Source organism: Flavobacterium sp. GCM10022190, from assembly GCF_042656445.1.
Classification (GTDB): Bacteria; Bacteroidota; Bacteroidia; order Flavobacteriales; family Flavobacteriaceae; genus Flavobacterium; species Flavobacterium nitratireducens.
Window position 1 is genome coordinate 594,743 of record NZ_JBHSOQ010000003.1, and the last position, 16,998, is coordinate 611,740.

13 protein-coding genes are annotated in these 16,998 nt (G+C 31.7%); 5 read left to right on the forward strand and 8 right to left on the reverse strand.

The window, feature by feature from the left end; all coding sequences use genetic code 11:
- The first annotated feature begins 67 nt into the window (after positions 1–67).
- The 4 genes from ACFPTQ_RS12660 to rluF all read left to right on the forward strand — a co-directional run bounded on the left by ACFPTQ_RS12660 (position 68) and on the right by rluF (position 3,783).
- Complete coding sequence (locus ACFPTQ_RS12660; RefSeq protein ID WP_379777895.1) at positions 68–1,162, forward strand: Nif3-like dinuclear metal center hexameric protein; 1,095 nt, start codon at positions 68–70, stop codon at positions 1,160–1,162.
- An 11-nt stretch (positions 1,163–1,173) separates the two neighbouring features.
- Complete coding sequence (locus ACFPTQ_RS12665; RefSeq protein WP_379777896.1) at positions 1,174–1,953, forward strand: zinc ribbon domain-containing protein; 780 nt, start codon at positions 1,174–1,176, stop codon at positions 1,951–1,953.
- Between the two features lie 40 nt (positions 1,954–1,993).
- Positions 1,994–2,836, forward strand: coding sequence for an alpha/beta hydrolase (locus ACFPTQ_RS12670; RefSeq protein ID WP_379777897.1), 843 nt, complete (start codon positions 1,994–1,996; stop codon positions 2,834–2,836).
- Between the two features lie 134 nt (positions 2,837–2,970).
- Positions 2,971–3,783, forward strand: a complete 813-nt coding sequence (rluF, locus tag ACFPTQ_RS12675) for a 23S rRNA pseudouridine(2604) synthase RluF (RefSeq protein ID WP_379777898.1) — start codon at positions 2,971–2,973, stop codon at positions 3,781–3,783.
- A 47-nt stretch (positions 3,784–3,830) separates the two neighbouring features.
- Here the strand turns inward: rluF and ACFPTQ_RS12680 are convergent, their stop codons facing one another.
- From ACFPTQ_RS12680 to ACFPTQ_RS12695, 4 genes are all read right to left on the reverse strand, one after another.
- On the reverse strand, positions 3,831–5,219 hold the full coding sequence (locus ACFPTQ_RS12680; protein ID WP_379777899.1) for a DUF4153 domain-containing protein: 1,389 nt from the start codon (positions 5,217–5,219) through the stop codon (positions 3,831–3,833).
- 56 nt (positions 5,220–5,275) lie between these two features.
- Positions 5,276–5,566 (reverse strand): winged helix-turn-helix domain-containing protein, encoded by a 291-nt coding sequence (locus ACFPTQ_RS12685; protein ID WP_379777900.1) that lies wholly within the window; start codon positions 5,564–5,566, stop codon positions 5,276–5,278.
- An 11-nt stretch (positions 5,567–5,577) separates the two neighbouring features.
- On the reverse strand, positions 5,578–6,192 hold the full coding sequence (locus tag ACFPTQ_RS12690; RefSeq protein WP_379777901.1) for a hypothetical protein: 615 nt from the start codon (positions 6,190–6,192) through the stop codon (positions 5,578–5,580).
- Positions 6,193–6,320: 128 nt separating this feature from the next.
- Entirely contained in the window at positions 6,321–8,909 is a 2,589-nt protein-coding gene (locus tag ACFPTQ_RS12695) for a TlpA family protein disulfide reductase (RefSeq protein WP_379777902.1), read from the reverse strand.
- 351 nt (positions 8,910–9,260) lie between these two features.
- Here ACFPTQ_RS12695 and ACFPTQ_RS12700 point away from each other — a divergent pair, with 351 nt between their 5' ends.
- Positions 9,261–11,492, forward strand: a complete 2,232-nt coding sequence (locus tag ACFPTQ_RS12700) for a response regulator (RefSeq protein WP_379777903.1) — start codon at positions 9,261–9,263, stop codon at positions 11,490–11,492.
- An 11-nt stretch (positions 11,493–11,503) separates the two neighbouring features.
- Here ACFPTQ_RS12700 and ACFPTQ_RS12705 read toward each other — a convergent pair whose 3' ends face one another.
- The 4 genes from ACFPTQ_RS12705 to argS all read right to left on the reverse strand — a co-directional run bounded on the left by ACFPTQ_RS12705 (position 11,504) and on the right by argS (position 16,984).
- On the reverse strand, positions 11,504–12,430 hold the full coding sequence (locus ACFPTQ_RS12705) for a magnesium transporter CorA family protein (RefSeq protein WP_379777904.1): 927 nt from the start codon (positions 12,428–12,430) through the stop codon (positions 11,504–11,506).
- Between the two features lie 232 nt (positions 12,431–12,662).
- Positions 12,663–13,544 carry a bifunctional 5,10-methylenetetrahydrofolate dehydrogenase/5,10-methenyltetrahydrofolate cyclohydrolase gene (locus ACFPTQ_RS12710; RefSeq protein WP_379777905.1) on the reverse strand — a complete coding sequence of 294 codons (882 nt, stop codon included), beginning with the start codon at positions 13,542–13,544 and terminating at the stop codon, positions 12,663–12,665.
- Between the two features lie 164 nt (positions 13,545–13,708).
- A complete protein-coding gene (gene ffh / locus ACFPTQ_RS12715) occupies positions 13,709–15,067 on the reverse strand; it encodes a signal recognition particle protein (RefSeq protein WP_379777906.1) in 1,359 nt (452 codons plus the stop codon).
- Between the two features lie 138 nt (positions 15,068–15,205).
- Positions 15,206–16,984 carry an arginine--tRNA ligase gene (argS, locus tag ACFPTQ_RS12720; protein ID WP_379777907.1) on the reverse strand — a complete coding sequence of 593 codons (1,779 nt, stop codon included), beginning with the start codon at positions 16,982–16,984 and terminating at the stop codon, positions 15,206–15,208.
- Positions 16,985–16,998 lie beyond the last annotated feature (14 nt).

A 16,998-nucleotide genomic window follows, 5' to 3' on the forward strand; every position in this document is an offset into this window, starting at 1 on the left:
TCTTTTTGTTTAATTTCTAGAGCTGCAAAACTTTAAAATTTAAACCTTGAACTTTAAACTACTAAAAATGACAATCAAAGAAATAATTTCCGTACTCGAAGAAATGGCTCCATTAGCCTACGCCGAAGATTTTGACAATGTAGGTTTACTGGTTGGTGATCAAAGTACCGAAGCCACTGGCGTTTTAGTTTGTCATGATGCCTTAGAAAATGTAATTGACGAAGCTATCGACAAAAACTGCAATTTAGTGGTTTGCTTCCACCCTATTTTATTTTCGGGTATCAAAAAAATTACGGGTAAGAATTATGTAGAACGTGCCATTTTGAAAGCCATTAAAAATGATATTGCCATTTATGCCGTTCACACTGCTTTAGACAATCATCAACAAGGTGTGAACAAAATTTTCTGCGATGCTCTAGGATTAACTAAAACGAAAATATTAATTCCGAAACAAAATTTTATTCGAAAATTAATTACCTATACCATTCCTGAAAATGCCGAAAAACTGCGCAATGCTCTATTTAACGCAGGTGCAGGGAAAATTGGCAACTACGAAGATTGTAGTTTCAATTCGAAAGGAATTGGAACTTATATGGGTAATGAAGATAGTAATCCAGAAATCGGAGAACGATTTGAATTTGTGGAAAGTGATGAAATCAAGATTGAAGTTACTTTTGAAAAATATTTAGAATCTAAAATTCTAAAAGCGCTTTTCAAAAATCATGTATACGAAGAAGTAGCCTATGAAATTTATGATTTGCAAAACCAACATCAAAATATTGGATTGGGAATGATTGGTGAATTAGATAATCCAATGGACGAAACTGCATTTTTAAACATGGTAAAAGACAAAATGCAGGCCGATGGGATACGTCATTCCGCCTTTTTAGGAAAACCAATTAAAAAAGTTGCAGTTTTAGGTGGCTCCGGAAGTTTTGCTATCAAAAATGCCATTCAGTCCGGAGCTGATGCATTTTTGACTGCCGATTTGAAATATCACCAGTTTTACGAAGCCGAAAATCGACTAATTTTAGCCGATATTGGACATTTTGAAAGTGAACGCTATACAAAAAATTATATTGTTGATTATCTTCGAAAAAAAATCCTTAATTTTGCAATCATTTTATCAGAAGAAAATACAAATCCAGTTAAGTACTTATAGAATATAGAAATATGACTAATACGAAAGAATTAAGTGTTGAGGACAAGTTAAGAGCCATCTACGATTTACAATTGATTGACTCTAGAATTGACGAAATTAGAAATGTAAGAGGGGAACTTCCTCTTGAAGTGGAAGATTTAGAAGATGAAGTTGCTGGTTTAAGCACTCGTTCTGAGAAACTAAAAGCAGAGCTTGAAGTAATTGAAGAGCAAATTAAAGCTAAAAAGAATAGCATCGATGAGCACAAAGAAGCTATCAAAAAATATACAAAACAACAAGAAAGTGTTCGTAACAATAGAGAATTCAACTCTTTAAGTAAAGAAATTGAATTCCAAGAACTTGAAATCCAATTAGCTGAAAAGCAAATGAAGGAAATGAAAGCTTCTATCGAGCACAAAAAAGAAATCATTGCTCAATCTAAAGAGAAATTAGAATTAAAATCGAATCACCTAAAACACAAAAAATTAGAGTTAGATGATATCATGGCAGAAACTGCCAAAGAAGAAGAATTCTTAACTCAAAAATCGCAAGAATTCCAAGAGCAAATCGAGGAAAGATTGTTAGCCGCTTACAAAAGAATTCGTTCTAGCGTACGTAACGGATTAGCAGTAGTTTCGATTGAAAGAGGTGCTTCTGCAGGATCATTTTTCACTATTCCACCACAAACTCAGGTAGAAATTGCTTCTAGAAAGAAAATCATCATCGATGAGCATTCAGGAAGAATTTTAGTTGACAGTAGTTTAGCTGAAGAAGAAAAACAAAAAATGGAAAACTTATTCGCAAGTATTTAAGTATATTTAAGTCCCGATTAATCATCGGGACTTTTTTATTATGAAGAAAGCTGTTTACTTCCTCCTTACAAAATCGATTGGGATCTATATCAATCTCCTGAGTTTTATTGTCCCAGACAAGGCAACCCAAATAGCACATGGTTATTTTAGTATGCCTAGAAAAGGAAAATTCAAAAAAAACAAATTACCTAAATTCCTAGAAGAAGCCAAACTTGAAACGGTTTCACACAATGAGGACTCCATTCAAACCTACATTTGGAAAGGTAACGAAACCATTATTTTACTCGTTCATGGCTGGGAAAGCAATTCTTCCCGCTGGAAAAAAATGCTGCCTTACTTAAAACAATCGGGTAGCACCATTATAGCTATTGATGGTCCTGCGCAAGGACTCTCTAGTGGAACCGAATTTACAGTGCCTAAATATGCTGAATTTATTGATATTGTAGCACAAAAATACCAAGCCAACTACATTATAGGACATTCTTTAGGTGGAAAAACAAGTTTGTATTACCAATACAAATACCAAAATCCTACCGTTCAAAAAATGGTTATTTTAGGAGCGCCAAGTGATTTCAATATTATTTTCAATAATTTTATTCGGTTGCTCAGCTTAAATGATAAGATTGTAAAAGCCTTAGAAGATAAATACACCTCTATTTTAGAACAAAATCTGCACCAATTTAGCGCTCATGAATTTGCTTCTAACATTAATGTCAAAGGATTTTTGGCTCATGATATTGATGATATCATTGTTCTTTTTAAAGAAGGGAAAAAAATAGCGCAATCCTGGAAAGATGTCCAATTTGTGGAAACAAAAGGTTTAGGGCATAAACTTCATGACGAAGAACTGTATCAAAAAGTATATCAATTTCTTTTTAAATAAGCTTTTATTTCACAGAGTTTCGCAAAAAAAACAAAGATTGCTAAGTTTTTTATTAGAAACAGAGATTATCTGTTTAATCTGTGGTCAATAATATTTACACAAATATTCCCATCGAAATTGCTTAGTTTTGCACTATGGAAGAAAATCTAAAACGTCTTAATAAATTCATTGCCGAAACCGGCTTTTGTTCTCGCCGTGAAGCTGATAAATTCATCGAAGAGGGTCGTGTAACCATCAATGGTGTCGTTCCTGAATTAGGAACTAAAGTAGGGCCAAATGACGAAGTGCGCATTGACGGTAAATTAATTCACGAAAAAAATGAAAAACCCGTTTATTTAGCCTTCAACAAACCAGTAGGAATTGAATGCACAACTAATCTGGAAGTACGTAACAACATTGTGGATTACATCAATTATCCAAAACGTATTTTCCCTATCGGCCGTTTAGACAAGGCTTCGGAAGGATTGATTTTTATGACGAATGATGGTGATATTGTCAACAAAATTCTTCGTGCATGTAACAACCACGAAAAAGAATATACCGTAACAGTTAACAAACCGATTACCGATCGTTTTATTCAACGCATGGGGAATGGTCTACCCATTTTAGATACTGTAACCCGGAAATGTAAGGTGGAACAAATTAGTAAAAACACTTTCAAAATTATTCTGACACAAGGTTTAAACCGTCAAATTCGTAGAATGTGTGAATATTTAGGTTATGAAGTAACGGCTTTGAAACGCATCCGAATTATTAATATTTCGCTAGATGTTCCAGTGGGAAGATACCGTGAACTGACCGATGCCGAAATCAAAGAATTAAACCAATTAATTGCCCCTTCTAGCAAAACGGAAGAAGCCAGTTTACCAAAAACAGAAGTTCCTAAAAGAAAAACAGAATTCATCAAAAGAGACGATCCCAGATTTAAGAAAAGAGGGGATTATTAAAAAACAAATAGCCCATCTTTTTGAAAGGATGGGCTGTTTGTTTTTGACTATTTTTTAACCTCTACAAACTCATAATAGAGTGCTTTTGATAGAAAAGTATCTTTTTGATGATTTAAAATTGCATCTTCTTTTGAAAAATACAAATCCTTAACTTTATCAGGATGGCTTTTAAAATATTCCATAAATAGACTATCATTGAAATTCAAATCTATTAAAAATTCATAATCCAATCCTTTATTAACCGCTAGATTATAACGCGTAATTAAATTCCCCCAATTGATAAAACTGCATAATAAAATCGTTGCATAAAAACACCAAAACATTTTATTGAAAAGAAAAGCATTTGTTTTTTGCTTATTGATTTTTATAAATGAAATAATCAAACCAATTATGGCTAAAATCAAGAACGCATAAACACCTAAACGTTTATAAGTCAACCCATAAAAAGACACATATTCTGAGTTTTTAACCAGCGTGCTAAGAATCAAAACGCTATTTAAAACAATCCAAACTTTAGCTAAATTTTTAAGCGATTTTGCTTTTGTATCAAAATTAAAACCGCCCTTAAAATAGAATAAAATTACACCTACTGCCATAACTATCGAGAAAATAACCGCATTAACTCTTTCATGGGTATCTGAACTTAATTTTGATTTTTTCACCACTTCAAAAAACTGCTCATAATTATAGGTCACAATAAAAACTAACAATAAAGCATTTAAGAGAAATAAAGTAATTTCGCCACTTTTTCTTTCGAAATCAATATCTAGAAAAGAAATTGAACTTTGTTTAAGCTCTTTTTCTCCTTCTTTGAAATCATCATCTAAAAGTTCATTTTTTTCATAACAAACTTCAGGAATCCAATAATTCCAAAAGCTAAATGAAATATAAAATCCAAAACCAGCGATTAGAATTAAATCCCAAATATCAACATCTAAATAGTAATCTGTAAACAGAGCCGAAAAATGCTTGCTTCCAAAAGTGTAAACAATAAGAAACAATCCTAAAAACACAGTAGGAATTACAAAATAAGCAATTATTTTTTTAGCAAATCCATTGTTTACTTGACGTTTTGGGATATACTGACTAAACATAAATACCCTACCCATTGTTGTGATTCCATTTAAAAACACAAGAGGAATTACTTGCAACATTTTCAAATTGGGTTCTTGAGTCTTAAACTGTAAAAAAATAATGGATAAACTCAACGCTAAAAAAGAAGCAAAATCGCCATACCATGCAAAGGCAAAACTAGACAAAATAGAGGTTATGACTAATACTAAATGAGTCCTTGATTTAAGTTGCTCATGGAAGTAATAACAAATTATGGTTGTAAGTGCAAAACCAAAAATGGCTAAATTCACTCCTACACCTTCATTATAAAAAAGAAGTGTAAAAAGTAAGCTACTCGCTAAGATAAAATGGATTTTTTTCATAATTTAAAATTTAAAAGTACTTTGTGTTTCAAAGTTATTGATTAAAAAAAAGGTAATTAAGACTTAAATAATTTTTCCAAAGCATTAAGATGAGCGCTAAACGCTACTCGTCCTAAATTAGTTACTCGATACGATGTTTTAGGTTTCTTCCCTACGAATTCCTTCTTTACTTCAATATATTGAGATTTCTCCAATGCATTAGAATGACTAGCTAAATTACCATCGGTTATATTTAATAGCGATTTCATTTCAGTAAAATCTACCCAATCGTTTACCATTAGTACCGACATGATACCTAAACGTACACGACTTTCGAAATCTTTATTTAATTTATCTATCATCCCCATGTTATAATGACTTATTTGTATTTTTTGAACATAATCAAACCATACAAAATATGTAAAACACCAAATCCGAAAATCCAAAACAACAAACCATAAGCAATAAAAAACATCGAAATACAACCTAAAAGTATTTCGAGGTAACCCAAATATTTAATATCCGAAAAAGTATATTTCTCTGCATTTACAAGAGCTAAACCATAGAAAACTAAGGTAGCTGATGCTATTAAAAAAGGAACATTGTGATATAATAAGCCTAAACAAAAAATTCCTCCTACGAATAAAGGAATAACTAAGTTAATCAACATATTCTTAGTACTGGAAGTCCAAATAGGCAAATCATTCTTTTTACTTTTTCTAACAGTAAACAAAATTCCGAAACCTAATGCAAAAACAAAAATCATAACTCCTACTTGGATCAATTGCAAAATCAAGTCCTTTGAAAATGAATAGTTTTCAATACCATAACATTTCATCCCATTTTGCTCTAACAGTAAACAGATATACAAACCTCCTATTAGAGCTGAAAGTCCTGCAAATACGCCTGAGAGTCCACTTAAGGAAATAAATCGTGAAGAACGTTCCATCATGGAACGAATATGTGATAAATCTTCTTGGTGCTTTTGATTCATAATTAAAGTACTTTGAAATGCAAAGTTATAGTTTATTTTTAATTGACAAACTTAATTTACATTTATTTAATAAAAAACTCCCTGAAAAAATTACAGGGAGTTTACAATATTTATTGTTTATATTAAAATTACATCTCCTTCTCTAAAATTTGTTTCAGTGATTCATTAGAGTTATGTCCCAACTTAGGATTGACAACTTCTCCATTTTTGTTCACTAATACATAATGTGGAATACCTGAAATGTTGAACTTTTGAGTCAAATAATTCCATTCGTCTGCTGTAACTCTATAATGTTCTCCTTTGATATCTGGAATAGAATTTTCCCAAGTTTTTAACGGAGATGTTTCTCCTGTAATATATAAAAAGACCACATCTTTATCCTTCATATCTTCCTTTAATGGGGCAATTTCTTTAATTCCTTGTTTACAAGGACCACACCAGGTTGCCCAAAAATCAACATAAATGACTTTGCCTTTAAACTTAGCGATCATAGAATCAAAAAGCTCATCGCCTGCCGATTTCTTTAATTGATTTACTGTAAAACCTGTTTTAGTTTTATTAGCTTCCAGTTTATTTTTTAGCTTATCATTTTCATAAACAATATAATTGGATAAAAAAGGATTGTTGATCTTTCCTTGTATCCATTTTAATTGATTAACACTATATGGAATAAAATTTCTTTCTAAATCTCCAGATTGTTTTTGCAATGTAATTACATCAAAAACATAAGATTCCTTTGTACCAAATACATCATTTAATTTATTGTTTAACTCCTGGAAATCAATTTCAGCGTACTCTTCAAAACGTTTTTCTGCTTCAATTTCTTGAAAATTTGCTTTATACTTTTCATTAAATTGCTTTAAACTTTCACCATATTTTTCAAAATATGCTTTTTGAATAGCTATTTCCTTTTTTGTCGCTTGAGCTGATTTGAAAGCAGACAGCAATTCCTTTTCTTCAGGAGTAAAAACAATTCCTTGACTTTTTAAATAAGTTGCTAAATCATGGATTGTAACATTAATATTAGGCTTGTCTTTTTGCAATTTGGTATAAACTTCTTTGTGCTTCTCTATAAATTTTTGAATTCCACTTTGATTTGCATTATAAAAATCAATTGATTTCTTGAATGTTTTATCAATTTCTTTGCCTTCGGCTATCATCTGCAATTCCAAGGCTGTTAAAGTAATTCCAGATTTTTGAAGAAGTTCGATGTTTTCATAAAAAGAATTATAAGAATAACGTACTGAATTAGCATTCCTAAAAATATTAGCAAACCTCAATCTATTTATAAAAAAATAGTAATTGTTAGACAATACTCCTAATTCATTATTTAAAACAGATGGTGTTATAAAATCAAAATAGGATTTATCTAATTTAAAATCTACTGATTTTTGGACAGATGTTGATGTACCAAATAATTTACTTCCTTCTGCTGATTCTCTATTCATTTCATAACTCAATATTTGCTCATAACATAAAAACTCAACATCCAGTTTTTTAATTTGAAGCGCTTTTTGACTGATAAATTGTTTTTTAGACATCGCCTCAACAATTTGAAGTTGGTTGTCTTTTATATTTAAACAAGCTTTTTTGTAATCTTCAGGACTGGTTTCTAAAATTAAGCCCATAAGTTCTCTATATGCTTCGTATTGTCTATAAGGATCGCCAAAACTTAAAAGATCCGAATTTATTCTGGCACAGTCCCCCATAAAAAGAGAGACATCTCTATCAATTAATTGAAACGTTTCTTTTCCTGGTTCTACAAAAACAGATAATCGATTTCCTAATAAGTCAACATAAATGGTTTGGGGATGATTAATTGGAAACTTCACCGAAAAACTTCCATCAGCTGCAATTTCAACTAAATAAGAATCTTGGTTAGAAGCAAAAACATTCTGCACATGAATCATTCCTGTTTTTTTCCCAGCCCTTGGAGAAAACCCCTTTATAACTCCGGAATACGTTGCTGAATCAGTTTTAAAAATTGCATCGGTAAATACCTCATCATGAACTGGTTTATAATTTGGATTATCTACTTTATTTGTGCTATACATTTTTAAATTTTGTTTATCCTCACCTAAACTTAGATTTCCTTTTTTATCAATCTGGGCATATATTGTTTTAAGCTTTCCTTTGTTTTCAAGAACTATCGTATAATTATTCTTTTTCTTCTCCACTTTTATATAATTCCAAACACCTTGATCTACAACGGCCTGATGAGCATAAAAACTATAATCCCATTGATTGCTTCCATCTGTTTGCAACCAATTGCCTTGTAATTCTTTTGGCAAAATTGACACAGTTTCTTGCTTATTAATTACAATATCATATACAGTCCAGTTTCCACCTTCATTGGCCTCTCCAAAATCAACTTTATCGACAGAAGCATTTAATTTCGGAAAATGCAATTGATAACTTACTTCTCCACTTTCTGTCATGGTATAACGCTCCCCTAAAGGAATCCCTTCGGTTTTGGTAACAAAATATTTTTCGCCTCCGTTTACATCTTGGATATAAGATTCCTTAGGAATAAAAATCCAGGCTCCTGTTGGATATTTAATATAAAAATGAATGATCGTAGCCGAATCAGTCAATTCAATTTTTGTTAGTTTTCCCGGAAGATTGCTAAAACCGTAGTCGGGTTTCTCAATTATTTTTTGCGAGAAAATCGCACTGCTTATAAGAAGCAGGACAAGAAGAGTTAAGCTTTTTTTCATAATTTTTGGTTGGTAAAAGGTTAGATTTTGAAAGTTTTTTTTGTCAAACAACACCAAACTTAAACATAAAATCAGAAAAAAACCACAATTAAATGTTAAAAATACACTTTACATAGCATTAATAAAAACGATACGTACTTGTTTTATCTACTTCGAGGTATATCCTATTACTGAAACAAAAACTACAATCAGAAGTGTTTCTAAGAGTTCCTGATAAAATAGCTATTCTATCAAATATTTTGGAATTTAAAAAAATCAAAAACAACAATAAATTAACTATTTCTTCTATCAAAATTAATCTAAAACCTACTTTTACATTATAATTTTACGCGTACAAATACCTCCTCGAAATTGAAATTTTCAGCCCCAAACGTTCGTGATTTTAGAGTCCAAATCTTTATATCATTTTCATTGATGATTCTAATCATCTTGATTTGGTTTCTTACCTACCTAACAATTGATCGTAAAATTGACAATCTCAACAATTATAGTTATCAATCATTTAGGGTTTCACAAGATTTCAGTGCAAACATAAAAGGTTTTCAAACGTTCTTACTGTATGGTTATAAAGAAAAAAACTTTTACATTAACCAAAGTCAAAAGGACTTAAAAGAATACCTTTCTAATTTAAAAAAGCAGCGAGAAGAACTCAATCAAATTTTTAAGGAATCGAAATATTTATACATTAACGTCGATTCTAGCATACAAAACAATCTTTTCATTCAAATTGATAGTCTCATCAAAAATGTGGCCTTGTATAAAAAAATCGCACTGAAAAGAGGATTTAAAGATTACGGCGTTGAAGGTAAAATGCGTGAAAAAGCACACCTTTTAGAAGAAAATAAAGATTTAAACGAAAATTACATATTACAATTTCGTCGCCATGAAAAAGATTATTTATTACGTTCTGAACAAACCTATATCGATAAACATCAACAATTATTCAATCAAACAATTCGTTTAGCTGAACTAAGTCCAAATACAAAACACACATTAAGAGAATACAAATATTATTTCGACCAATTAGTCATTCTTAGTAATAGACTTGGAATATCTCCAAATCAGGGAATTTATGGTGAAATAAACCGTTTAAACGAGGCAATAGAAAACAATCTTCATCAAATTATCTATCAAAATGAGTCTAGAATCCAACAATTAAAAAAGTATTTATTATACATGCAAATAGGACAAACCATCGTAATGATAATAATTGCACTATTTTTATGTATCTACATTTCCAAATATTTTACCAAGGACATCAAGTCTTTGTCCTTAGATATGTCCCAATTTATTTTTTCCAATTTTAAAAATTCAAGTTCTATTTTAACTGAAAAATCATCCATTAAAGAAATTGATTTCTTGTTTACCAGCTACAAAATTTTAAAAGAAAGACTAGTTGAAAACGTAATAACTCTTGAAAAAAACACTGAAATAGCCAATAATACAGCTAAATTTAAAACGCAGTTTCTGGCTAATATGAGTCATGAAATTCGTTCGCCTCTTAATGGTGTAATTGGCATGCTTAATATTTTAAAAACGAGTCCTTTAAACACTGATCAAACAGAATATATAGAAATAGCCGAACACAGCGCCAACCATTTACTAGGAATAGTCAATATGATTTTAGATCATTCTAAAATGGAAGCGGGTAAAATGAAATTAGAAAAATACCCTATCCATCTTAAAAAAGAATTATCAAAACTAATTCGTTTGTTTGAGTACCGTGTTAAAGACAAAAACATCGCTCTTGAATTTAGTTTTGATAGAAACATCAACAGCACCATTCTATGTGACAATTTAAGATTACAACAAGTACTTATCAATCTATTAGACAATGCCGTTAAGTTTACCGCCGAAGGCAAAGTAAAACTTGATGTGCAATTAATCAAAACCGAAAATAACATTCAACACCTTAATTTCCGAATTATCGATTCGGGTATAGGAATTGAGACTCATAAAATTGAGCAATTACTTCTTGCCTTTGAACAAGCCGATTTAACGACTACTCGAAAATACGGAGGAACTGGATTAGGACTCACTATTTCAAATCAATTGATTCAGCTAATGGGTGGTTCTAAATTAAAAATTACTGCTCGGAAAGAAGGAGGTTCCTGTTTTTGTTTTGATATTCCCCTGGACATTAACACGTCCACCACTGGAATTGAAATTCCAAAGACCAACATTACTAATCTAGAAAGTAAAAATATTCAAAAATCATTAATTGTAGAAGATAATATTATCAATCAAAAGGTTTTAAAGAAATTATTAGACAAAATAAATATAAGCGCAGACATTGCTAAAAATGGATTTGAAGCTCTAAGTCTTTATGAAAAAAACGACTATGACATCATTTTCATGGATTTACACATGCCAGAAATGGACGGTTTTCAAGCTACCGAAAAAATCCATTCTTTACCCAAATACCAAATAAATCCAACACCTATAATTGCGGTTACCGCCAGTGCCTTTGAAGAAGATAAAATAAAAGCAATCTCTATGGGTATGGATGATTTTATAACCAAACCCGTTGTATTGAAAAATTTGGAAGAATTAATAGCCAAACAAAGCCAACTCCAAAATTAATACTGAAGTCTTTAAAACCATCTTTTACGCTTAAACAAAAGCACTCCAAAAAGAGACAACAAAGACGAAATAAAAATGATAATCCAAATGCCATAATGGTTGTTTTCTAAATTATTAGGCACATTCATTCCGTACAAACTTGCAATCAAGGTTGGAATCATTAATATAATCGAAATAGAAGTCATTTGCTTCATTATCGTATTCATATTATTTGAAATAACCGATGCATAGGCATCCATAGTTCCCGTTAAGATATCACTGTAAATATTTGTAGTTTCCTGAGCCTGACGCAATTCAATTTCCACATCTTCTAGCAATTCAGGATCAAAATTTTCTTTTTGTGATTTGATATTTCGAATTCGATGCAATAAAATATCATTCCCTTTTAAGGAAGTCATGAAGAAAACCAAGCATTTTTCGATTTGCAATAAAGCTTGCAATTCTTCATTCTTGATAGACTTTTCAAGATTATTTTCGGCTAATTTTATTTTTTGATTTACTTGTTTCAAATATTTCAAATACCAAACACTAGAAGACAATAATAATTTTAAAACCAAATCAAAATTGTCTTTGATATTGATTCGTTTACGTTTAGTGTAAGCTACAAAGTCAGTAAGCATTTCGGTTTCTTGAAAACTAATTGTAACACAAATTTCGCCTTTAAAAACGATTCCTACTGGAATTGTTTGAAACGGTAGTTTTACATCGTTACTTTTTACTGGAATACGAAGAATAATAAGCGTCCATCCATTTTCGACTTCAATACGAGGTCTTTCATCAATATCTGCAATATCATTATAGAAGGCTTCAGGAATTTGAAGTTCATCAAGTAAATATTTTTTTTCTGACTTTGTTGGACATTCAACATTGATCCAGCAATTAGGAGTCCATGCTTCAACTTCAATTAATCCGTTATTATTTTTATAAAATGCTCTCATTAAAAAATGCTATAAAAGGGTTAATAGCATTTTGAAACCTATTTCAAAAGCTATATTATACTAGTTTTTCCGAATAATAATCGTCCACTGCGGATTGAGTTTTTTAAAGTGCTGCAAAAGTATTCCATTAAATTGTATTGAGAAGTTATTTTCAACAAAATTTATGCAATTTTTAAGATAAAAAAAGCCCTAAACTTTCGTTTAAGGCTTATAAACATTGTTTATCGCTATTTTATTTTCTACTTCTGATTTTTCTAGCCAAAAGCGTATTTTTTAATAACATTGCAATTGTCATTGGTCCTACTCCACCTGGAACAGGAGTGATGAAAGAAGATTTTTTACTTACACCTTCAAAATCAACATCTCCTTTAATTACATAACCTTTTGAATTAGAAGCATCCTCAACACGAGTAATTCCCACATCGATAATTACAACTCCATCTTTTACCATATCCGCTTTTAAGAATTCAGGAACTCCTAAAGCAGTAATGATAATATCAGCATTTTTTGTAAACTCTGCTAAGTTTTTAGTACGAGAGTGAGTCAAAGTAACTGTTGAATCACCAGGATTACCTTTACGGCTCATCAAAATACTCATAGGACGACCTACAATGTGACTACGACCAATTACAACGGTGTGTTTTCCTGAAGTCTCCACTTTATAACGCTCTAACAACTCCATAATTCCAAAAGGAGTAGCCGGTAAAAAAGTTTCCATTTCAAGTGCCATACGCCCAAAGTTTGTAGGATGGAAACCATCAACATCTTTTTGCGGATCAATAGCTAGAAGGATTTTTTCTTCGTCGATATGTTTTGGCAAAGGCAGTTGAACGATATAACCATCTAGATTATCATCTTCATTCAACTCTTTTATTTTTGCTAACAATTCAGCTTCTGTCGTTTCTTCTGGTAAAGCTACCAATGTAGAATCAAAACCAATTTGCTCACAAGAGCGAACTTTACTTCCTACATATGTTAAACTTGCTCCGTTGTTACCAACAATTACTGCAGCTAAATGAGGCACTTTTTCGCCGTTGGCTTTCATTTGTTGTACTTCAGCAGCAATTTCATTTTTAATATCTTCCGAAGTTTTTTTTCCGTCTAGTATTTGCATCTTTCTTTTTTAGTTTAAAAAGTTTAAAGTTTAAAGTTTAAAGTTCTCCTGTAGGTAACCCAACTAAAAGTTAAACCAAAATTTTAATTGTTATTTCTATTTAAAATTAAAGTTTAAGATTCAACAACTTTAAACTTTGAACCTTAAACTTTAAAACAAAAATCTTATCTCATTCCTGGCATTCCACCTGGCATCCCTTTCATACCACCCATCATTTTCATCAAGTTTTTTCCTCCCGGACCTTGCATCATCTTCATCATTTTGCTCATTTGGTCAAATTGCTTCATCAATTGATTCACTTGCTCCACCTTGGTTCCAGAACCTTTTGCAATTCTGTTTTTTCTTTTTACATCAATCAAGGCAGGTTTTTTTCTTTCTTCAGGAGTCATTGAATAAATAATGGCTTCGATATGTTTGAAAGCATCATCTTCAATTTGTACATCTTTCATAGCTTTTGAAGCACCTGGTATCATTCCAACCAAATCCTTCATATTACCCATTTTCTTTACCTGCTGAATTTGAGCCAAGAAATCGTCAAAACCAAATTCATTCTTAGCGATTTTCTTTTGTAACTTTCTAGCTTCTTCTTCATTAAATTGTTCCTGAGCTCTTTCTACTAAGGAAACAACATCTCCCATCCCTAAAATACGCTCAGCCATACGGTCTGGATAGAAAACATCAATAGCTTCCATCTTTTCACCTGTACCTACAAATTTAATTGGTTTGTTTACCACCGATTTGATAGACAAAGCAGCTCCACCACGGGTATCACCATCTAATTTGGTTAAGATAACTCCATCAAAATTTAAGATATCGTTGAATGCTTTTGCAGTATTTACAGCATCCTGACCTGTCATCGAATCCACAACAAATAAAGTTTCCTGTGGCTTAATGGCAGAATGAACACGTGCAATTTCGCCCATCATTTCCTGATCAACAGCCAAACGACCAGCCGTATCGACAATCACTACATTCAGACCGTTTGCTTTTGCAAAAGCAATCGCATTTTCGGCAATAACTACAGGATTTTTATTATCTGGTTCCGAATAAACATCAACTCCTATTTGATTTCCTACTACATGCAACTGATTAATAGCCGCAGGACGATAAATATCACAAGCTACTAAAAGCGGCTTTTTATTTTTCTTTGTTTTAAGGTAATTAGCCAATTTTCCAGAAAAAGTAGTCTTTCCAGAACCTTGTAAACCAGACATCAAAATTACTGTTGGCTGTCCTTGCAAATTGATTCCTGCAACATCACCACCCATTAATTCTGTTAACTCATCCTTTACTAATTTAACCAATAATTGTCCTGGTTGTAAAGTAGTTAATACATCCTGACCAATTGCTTTGTCTTTTACTCTAGCCGTAAAATCCTTAGCAATTTTAAAGTTCACATCGGCATCTAACAAAGCACGACGTACTTCTTTTAAAGTATCTGCAACGTTAACTTCGGTAATTTTACCGTGACCTTTTAGTATATGAAAGGCTTTGTCTAATTTATCACTTAAATTATCAAACATGATATTGTTATTTTTTTTGAAATGCAAAGATAAACTAATTAGATAATTAGACAATTACATAATTAGTTTATTGGCATTGATTTTACACTTTATTAAACACAAAAACGACCTCAAAAAGAAGCCGTTTAAATTCTGTAATTACATTCTCTCTGGAACATCAATTCCTAGAAGTCTGAAAGATGCTGCAATTGTGTCCGCAACTTTTTTAGACAATTGAACACGGAACTTTTTAATTTCTAAATCGGCTTCACCTAAAATGGGTACCGCCTGATAGAATGAATTGTATTCTTTAACCAAATCATAGGTATAATTAGCCAATAAAGCCGGACTATGATTTTGAGCTGCATTTTGAATTAACTCAGGGAACAAATGTAATTGTTTTAGCAATTCTTTCTCTTTTTCATGAATACTATCAATGGAAGTTACATTCGAAAAGTCAAAATCAGCTTTTCTTATAATCGATTGAATACGAGCATAAGTATATTGAATAAAAGGCCCTGTATTCCCAGCAAAATCGACTGATTCTTCAGGATTGAACAAAATACGTTTTTTTGGATCTACTTTTAGAATATAATATTTCAAAGCTCCCATTCCGATAGTTTTGTACAACTTAGCTTTTTCTTCATCTGAATAACCATCTAGTTTCCCTAATTCTTCCGAAATTTGCTGAGCAGTATCACTCATATCTTTCATCAAATCATCGGCATCAACTACAGTTCCTTCACGAGATTTCATTTTTCCAGAAGGTAAATCCACCATTCCGTACGATAAGTGGAACAAATTATCAGCCCATTCAAAACCTAATTTTTTCAGGATTAAAAACAACACTTTAAAGTGGTAATCCTGCTCATTTCCTACTGTATAAACCATCCCTCCTACATCCGGCATATCTTTTACACGTTGGATAGCCGTTCCAATATCTTGAGTCATATAAACCGCTGTACCATCTGAACGCAATACAATTTTTCGGTCCAAACCTTCAGCAGTCAAATCAATCCAAACCGAACCATCAGGATCTTTTTCGAAAATTCCTTTTTCCAATCCCATTTGAACTACATCTTTTCCTAACAAATAAGTATTGCTTTCGTAGTAATAACTATCAAAATCAACACCCATATTCTTATAGGTTGTAGCAAAACCATCATAAACCCATTGGTTCATTGTTTTCCAAAGAGACACTACCTCTTCATCTCCAGCTTCCCATTTGCGAAGCATATCCTGGGCTTCTAAAATAATTGGTGCTTGTTTTTTTGCCTCTTCTTCGGTTTTTCCCTCAGTCATTAATTGGTTAATTTCTTCTTTATATGCTTTATCAAAAGCTACATAGAAATTTCCAACCAACTTATCCCCTTTTAAAACAGTAGATTCTGGAGTTTGATCTTTACCAAATTTTTGCCAAGCTAACATCGACTTACAGATATGAATACCTCTGTCGTTGATAATTTGTGTTTTATATACTTTTTTACCCGAAGCTTTAATAATTTCGGCTACCGAATAACCCAATAAATTATTACGAACGTGACCTAAATGTAATGGTTTGTTTGTATTGGGAGAAGAATATTCTACCATAACAGCTTTGTCATCTGGACTTGGAGTTACAAAACCATAGTTAACATCATCTTTAATTTCGTTGAAAAAATTCAAATAATAAGTATCCGAAATTACAATATTTAAAAACCCAGAAACCACATTAAATTTGGCAACCTCAGCTACATTTTCTACTAAATAGTTTCCTATTTTATTCCCTAATTCTACTGGATTGCTTTTTATGATTTTCAACAAAGGAAAAATCACCATCGTAATATCGCCTTCAAATTCCTTACGTGTTGCCTGAAATTCAACTTTATCAACTTCGATGTCGAACAAAACCTGAATAGCATTTTTTATAGATGGCGTAAGTGTTTGTGATAATGTCATTTTGTATATGAATT

Coding starts and splice junctions, on each gene's coding strand:
- ACFPTQ_RS12660 (WP_379777895.1), top strand. CDS start 68: ATGACAATCAAAGAAATAATTTCCGTACTCGAAGAAATGGCTCCATTA.
- ACFPTQ_RS12665 (WP_379777896.1), top strand. CDS start 1,174: ATGACTAATACGAAAGAATTAAGTGTTGAGGACAAGTTAAGAGCCATC.
- ACFPTQ_RS12670 (WP_379777897.1), top strand. CDS start 1,994: ATGAAGAAAGCTGTTTACTTCCTCCTTACAAAATCGATTGGGATCTAT.
- rluF (WP_379777898.1), top strand. CDS start 2,971: ATGGAAGAAAATCTAAAACGTCTTAATAAATTCATTGCCGAAACCGGC.
- ACFPTQ_RS12680 (WP_379777899.1), bottom strand. CDS start 5,219: ATGAAAAAAATCCATTTTATCTTAGCGAGTAGCTTACTTTTTACACTT.
- ACFPTQ_RS12685 (WP_379777900.1), bottom strand. CDS start 5,566: ATGGGGATGATAGATAAATTAAATAAAGATTTCGAAAGTCGTGTACGT.
- ACFPTQ_RS12690 (WP_379777901.1), bottom strand. CDS start 6,192: ATGAATCAAAAGCACCAAGAAGATTTATCACATATTCGTTCCATGATG.
- ACFPTQ_RS12695 (WP_379777902.1), bottom strand. CDS start 8,909: ATGAAAAAAAGCTTAACTCTTCTTGTCCTGCTTCTTATAAGCAGTGCG.
- ACFPTQ_RS12705 (WP_379777904.1), bottom strand. CDS start 12,430: ATGAGAGCATTTTATAAAAATAATAACGGATTAATTGAAGTTGAAGCA.
- ACFPTQ_RS12710 (WP_379777905.1), bottom strand. CDS start 13,544: ATGCAAATACTAGACGGAAAAAAAACTTCGGAAGATATTAAAAATGAA.
- ffh (WP_379777906.1), bottom strand. CDS start 15,067: ATGTTTGATAATTTAAGTGATAAATTAGACAAAGCCTTTCATATACTA.
- argS (WP_379777907.1), bottom strand. CDS start 16,984: ATGACATTATCACAAACACTTACGCCATCTATAAAAAATGCTATTCAG.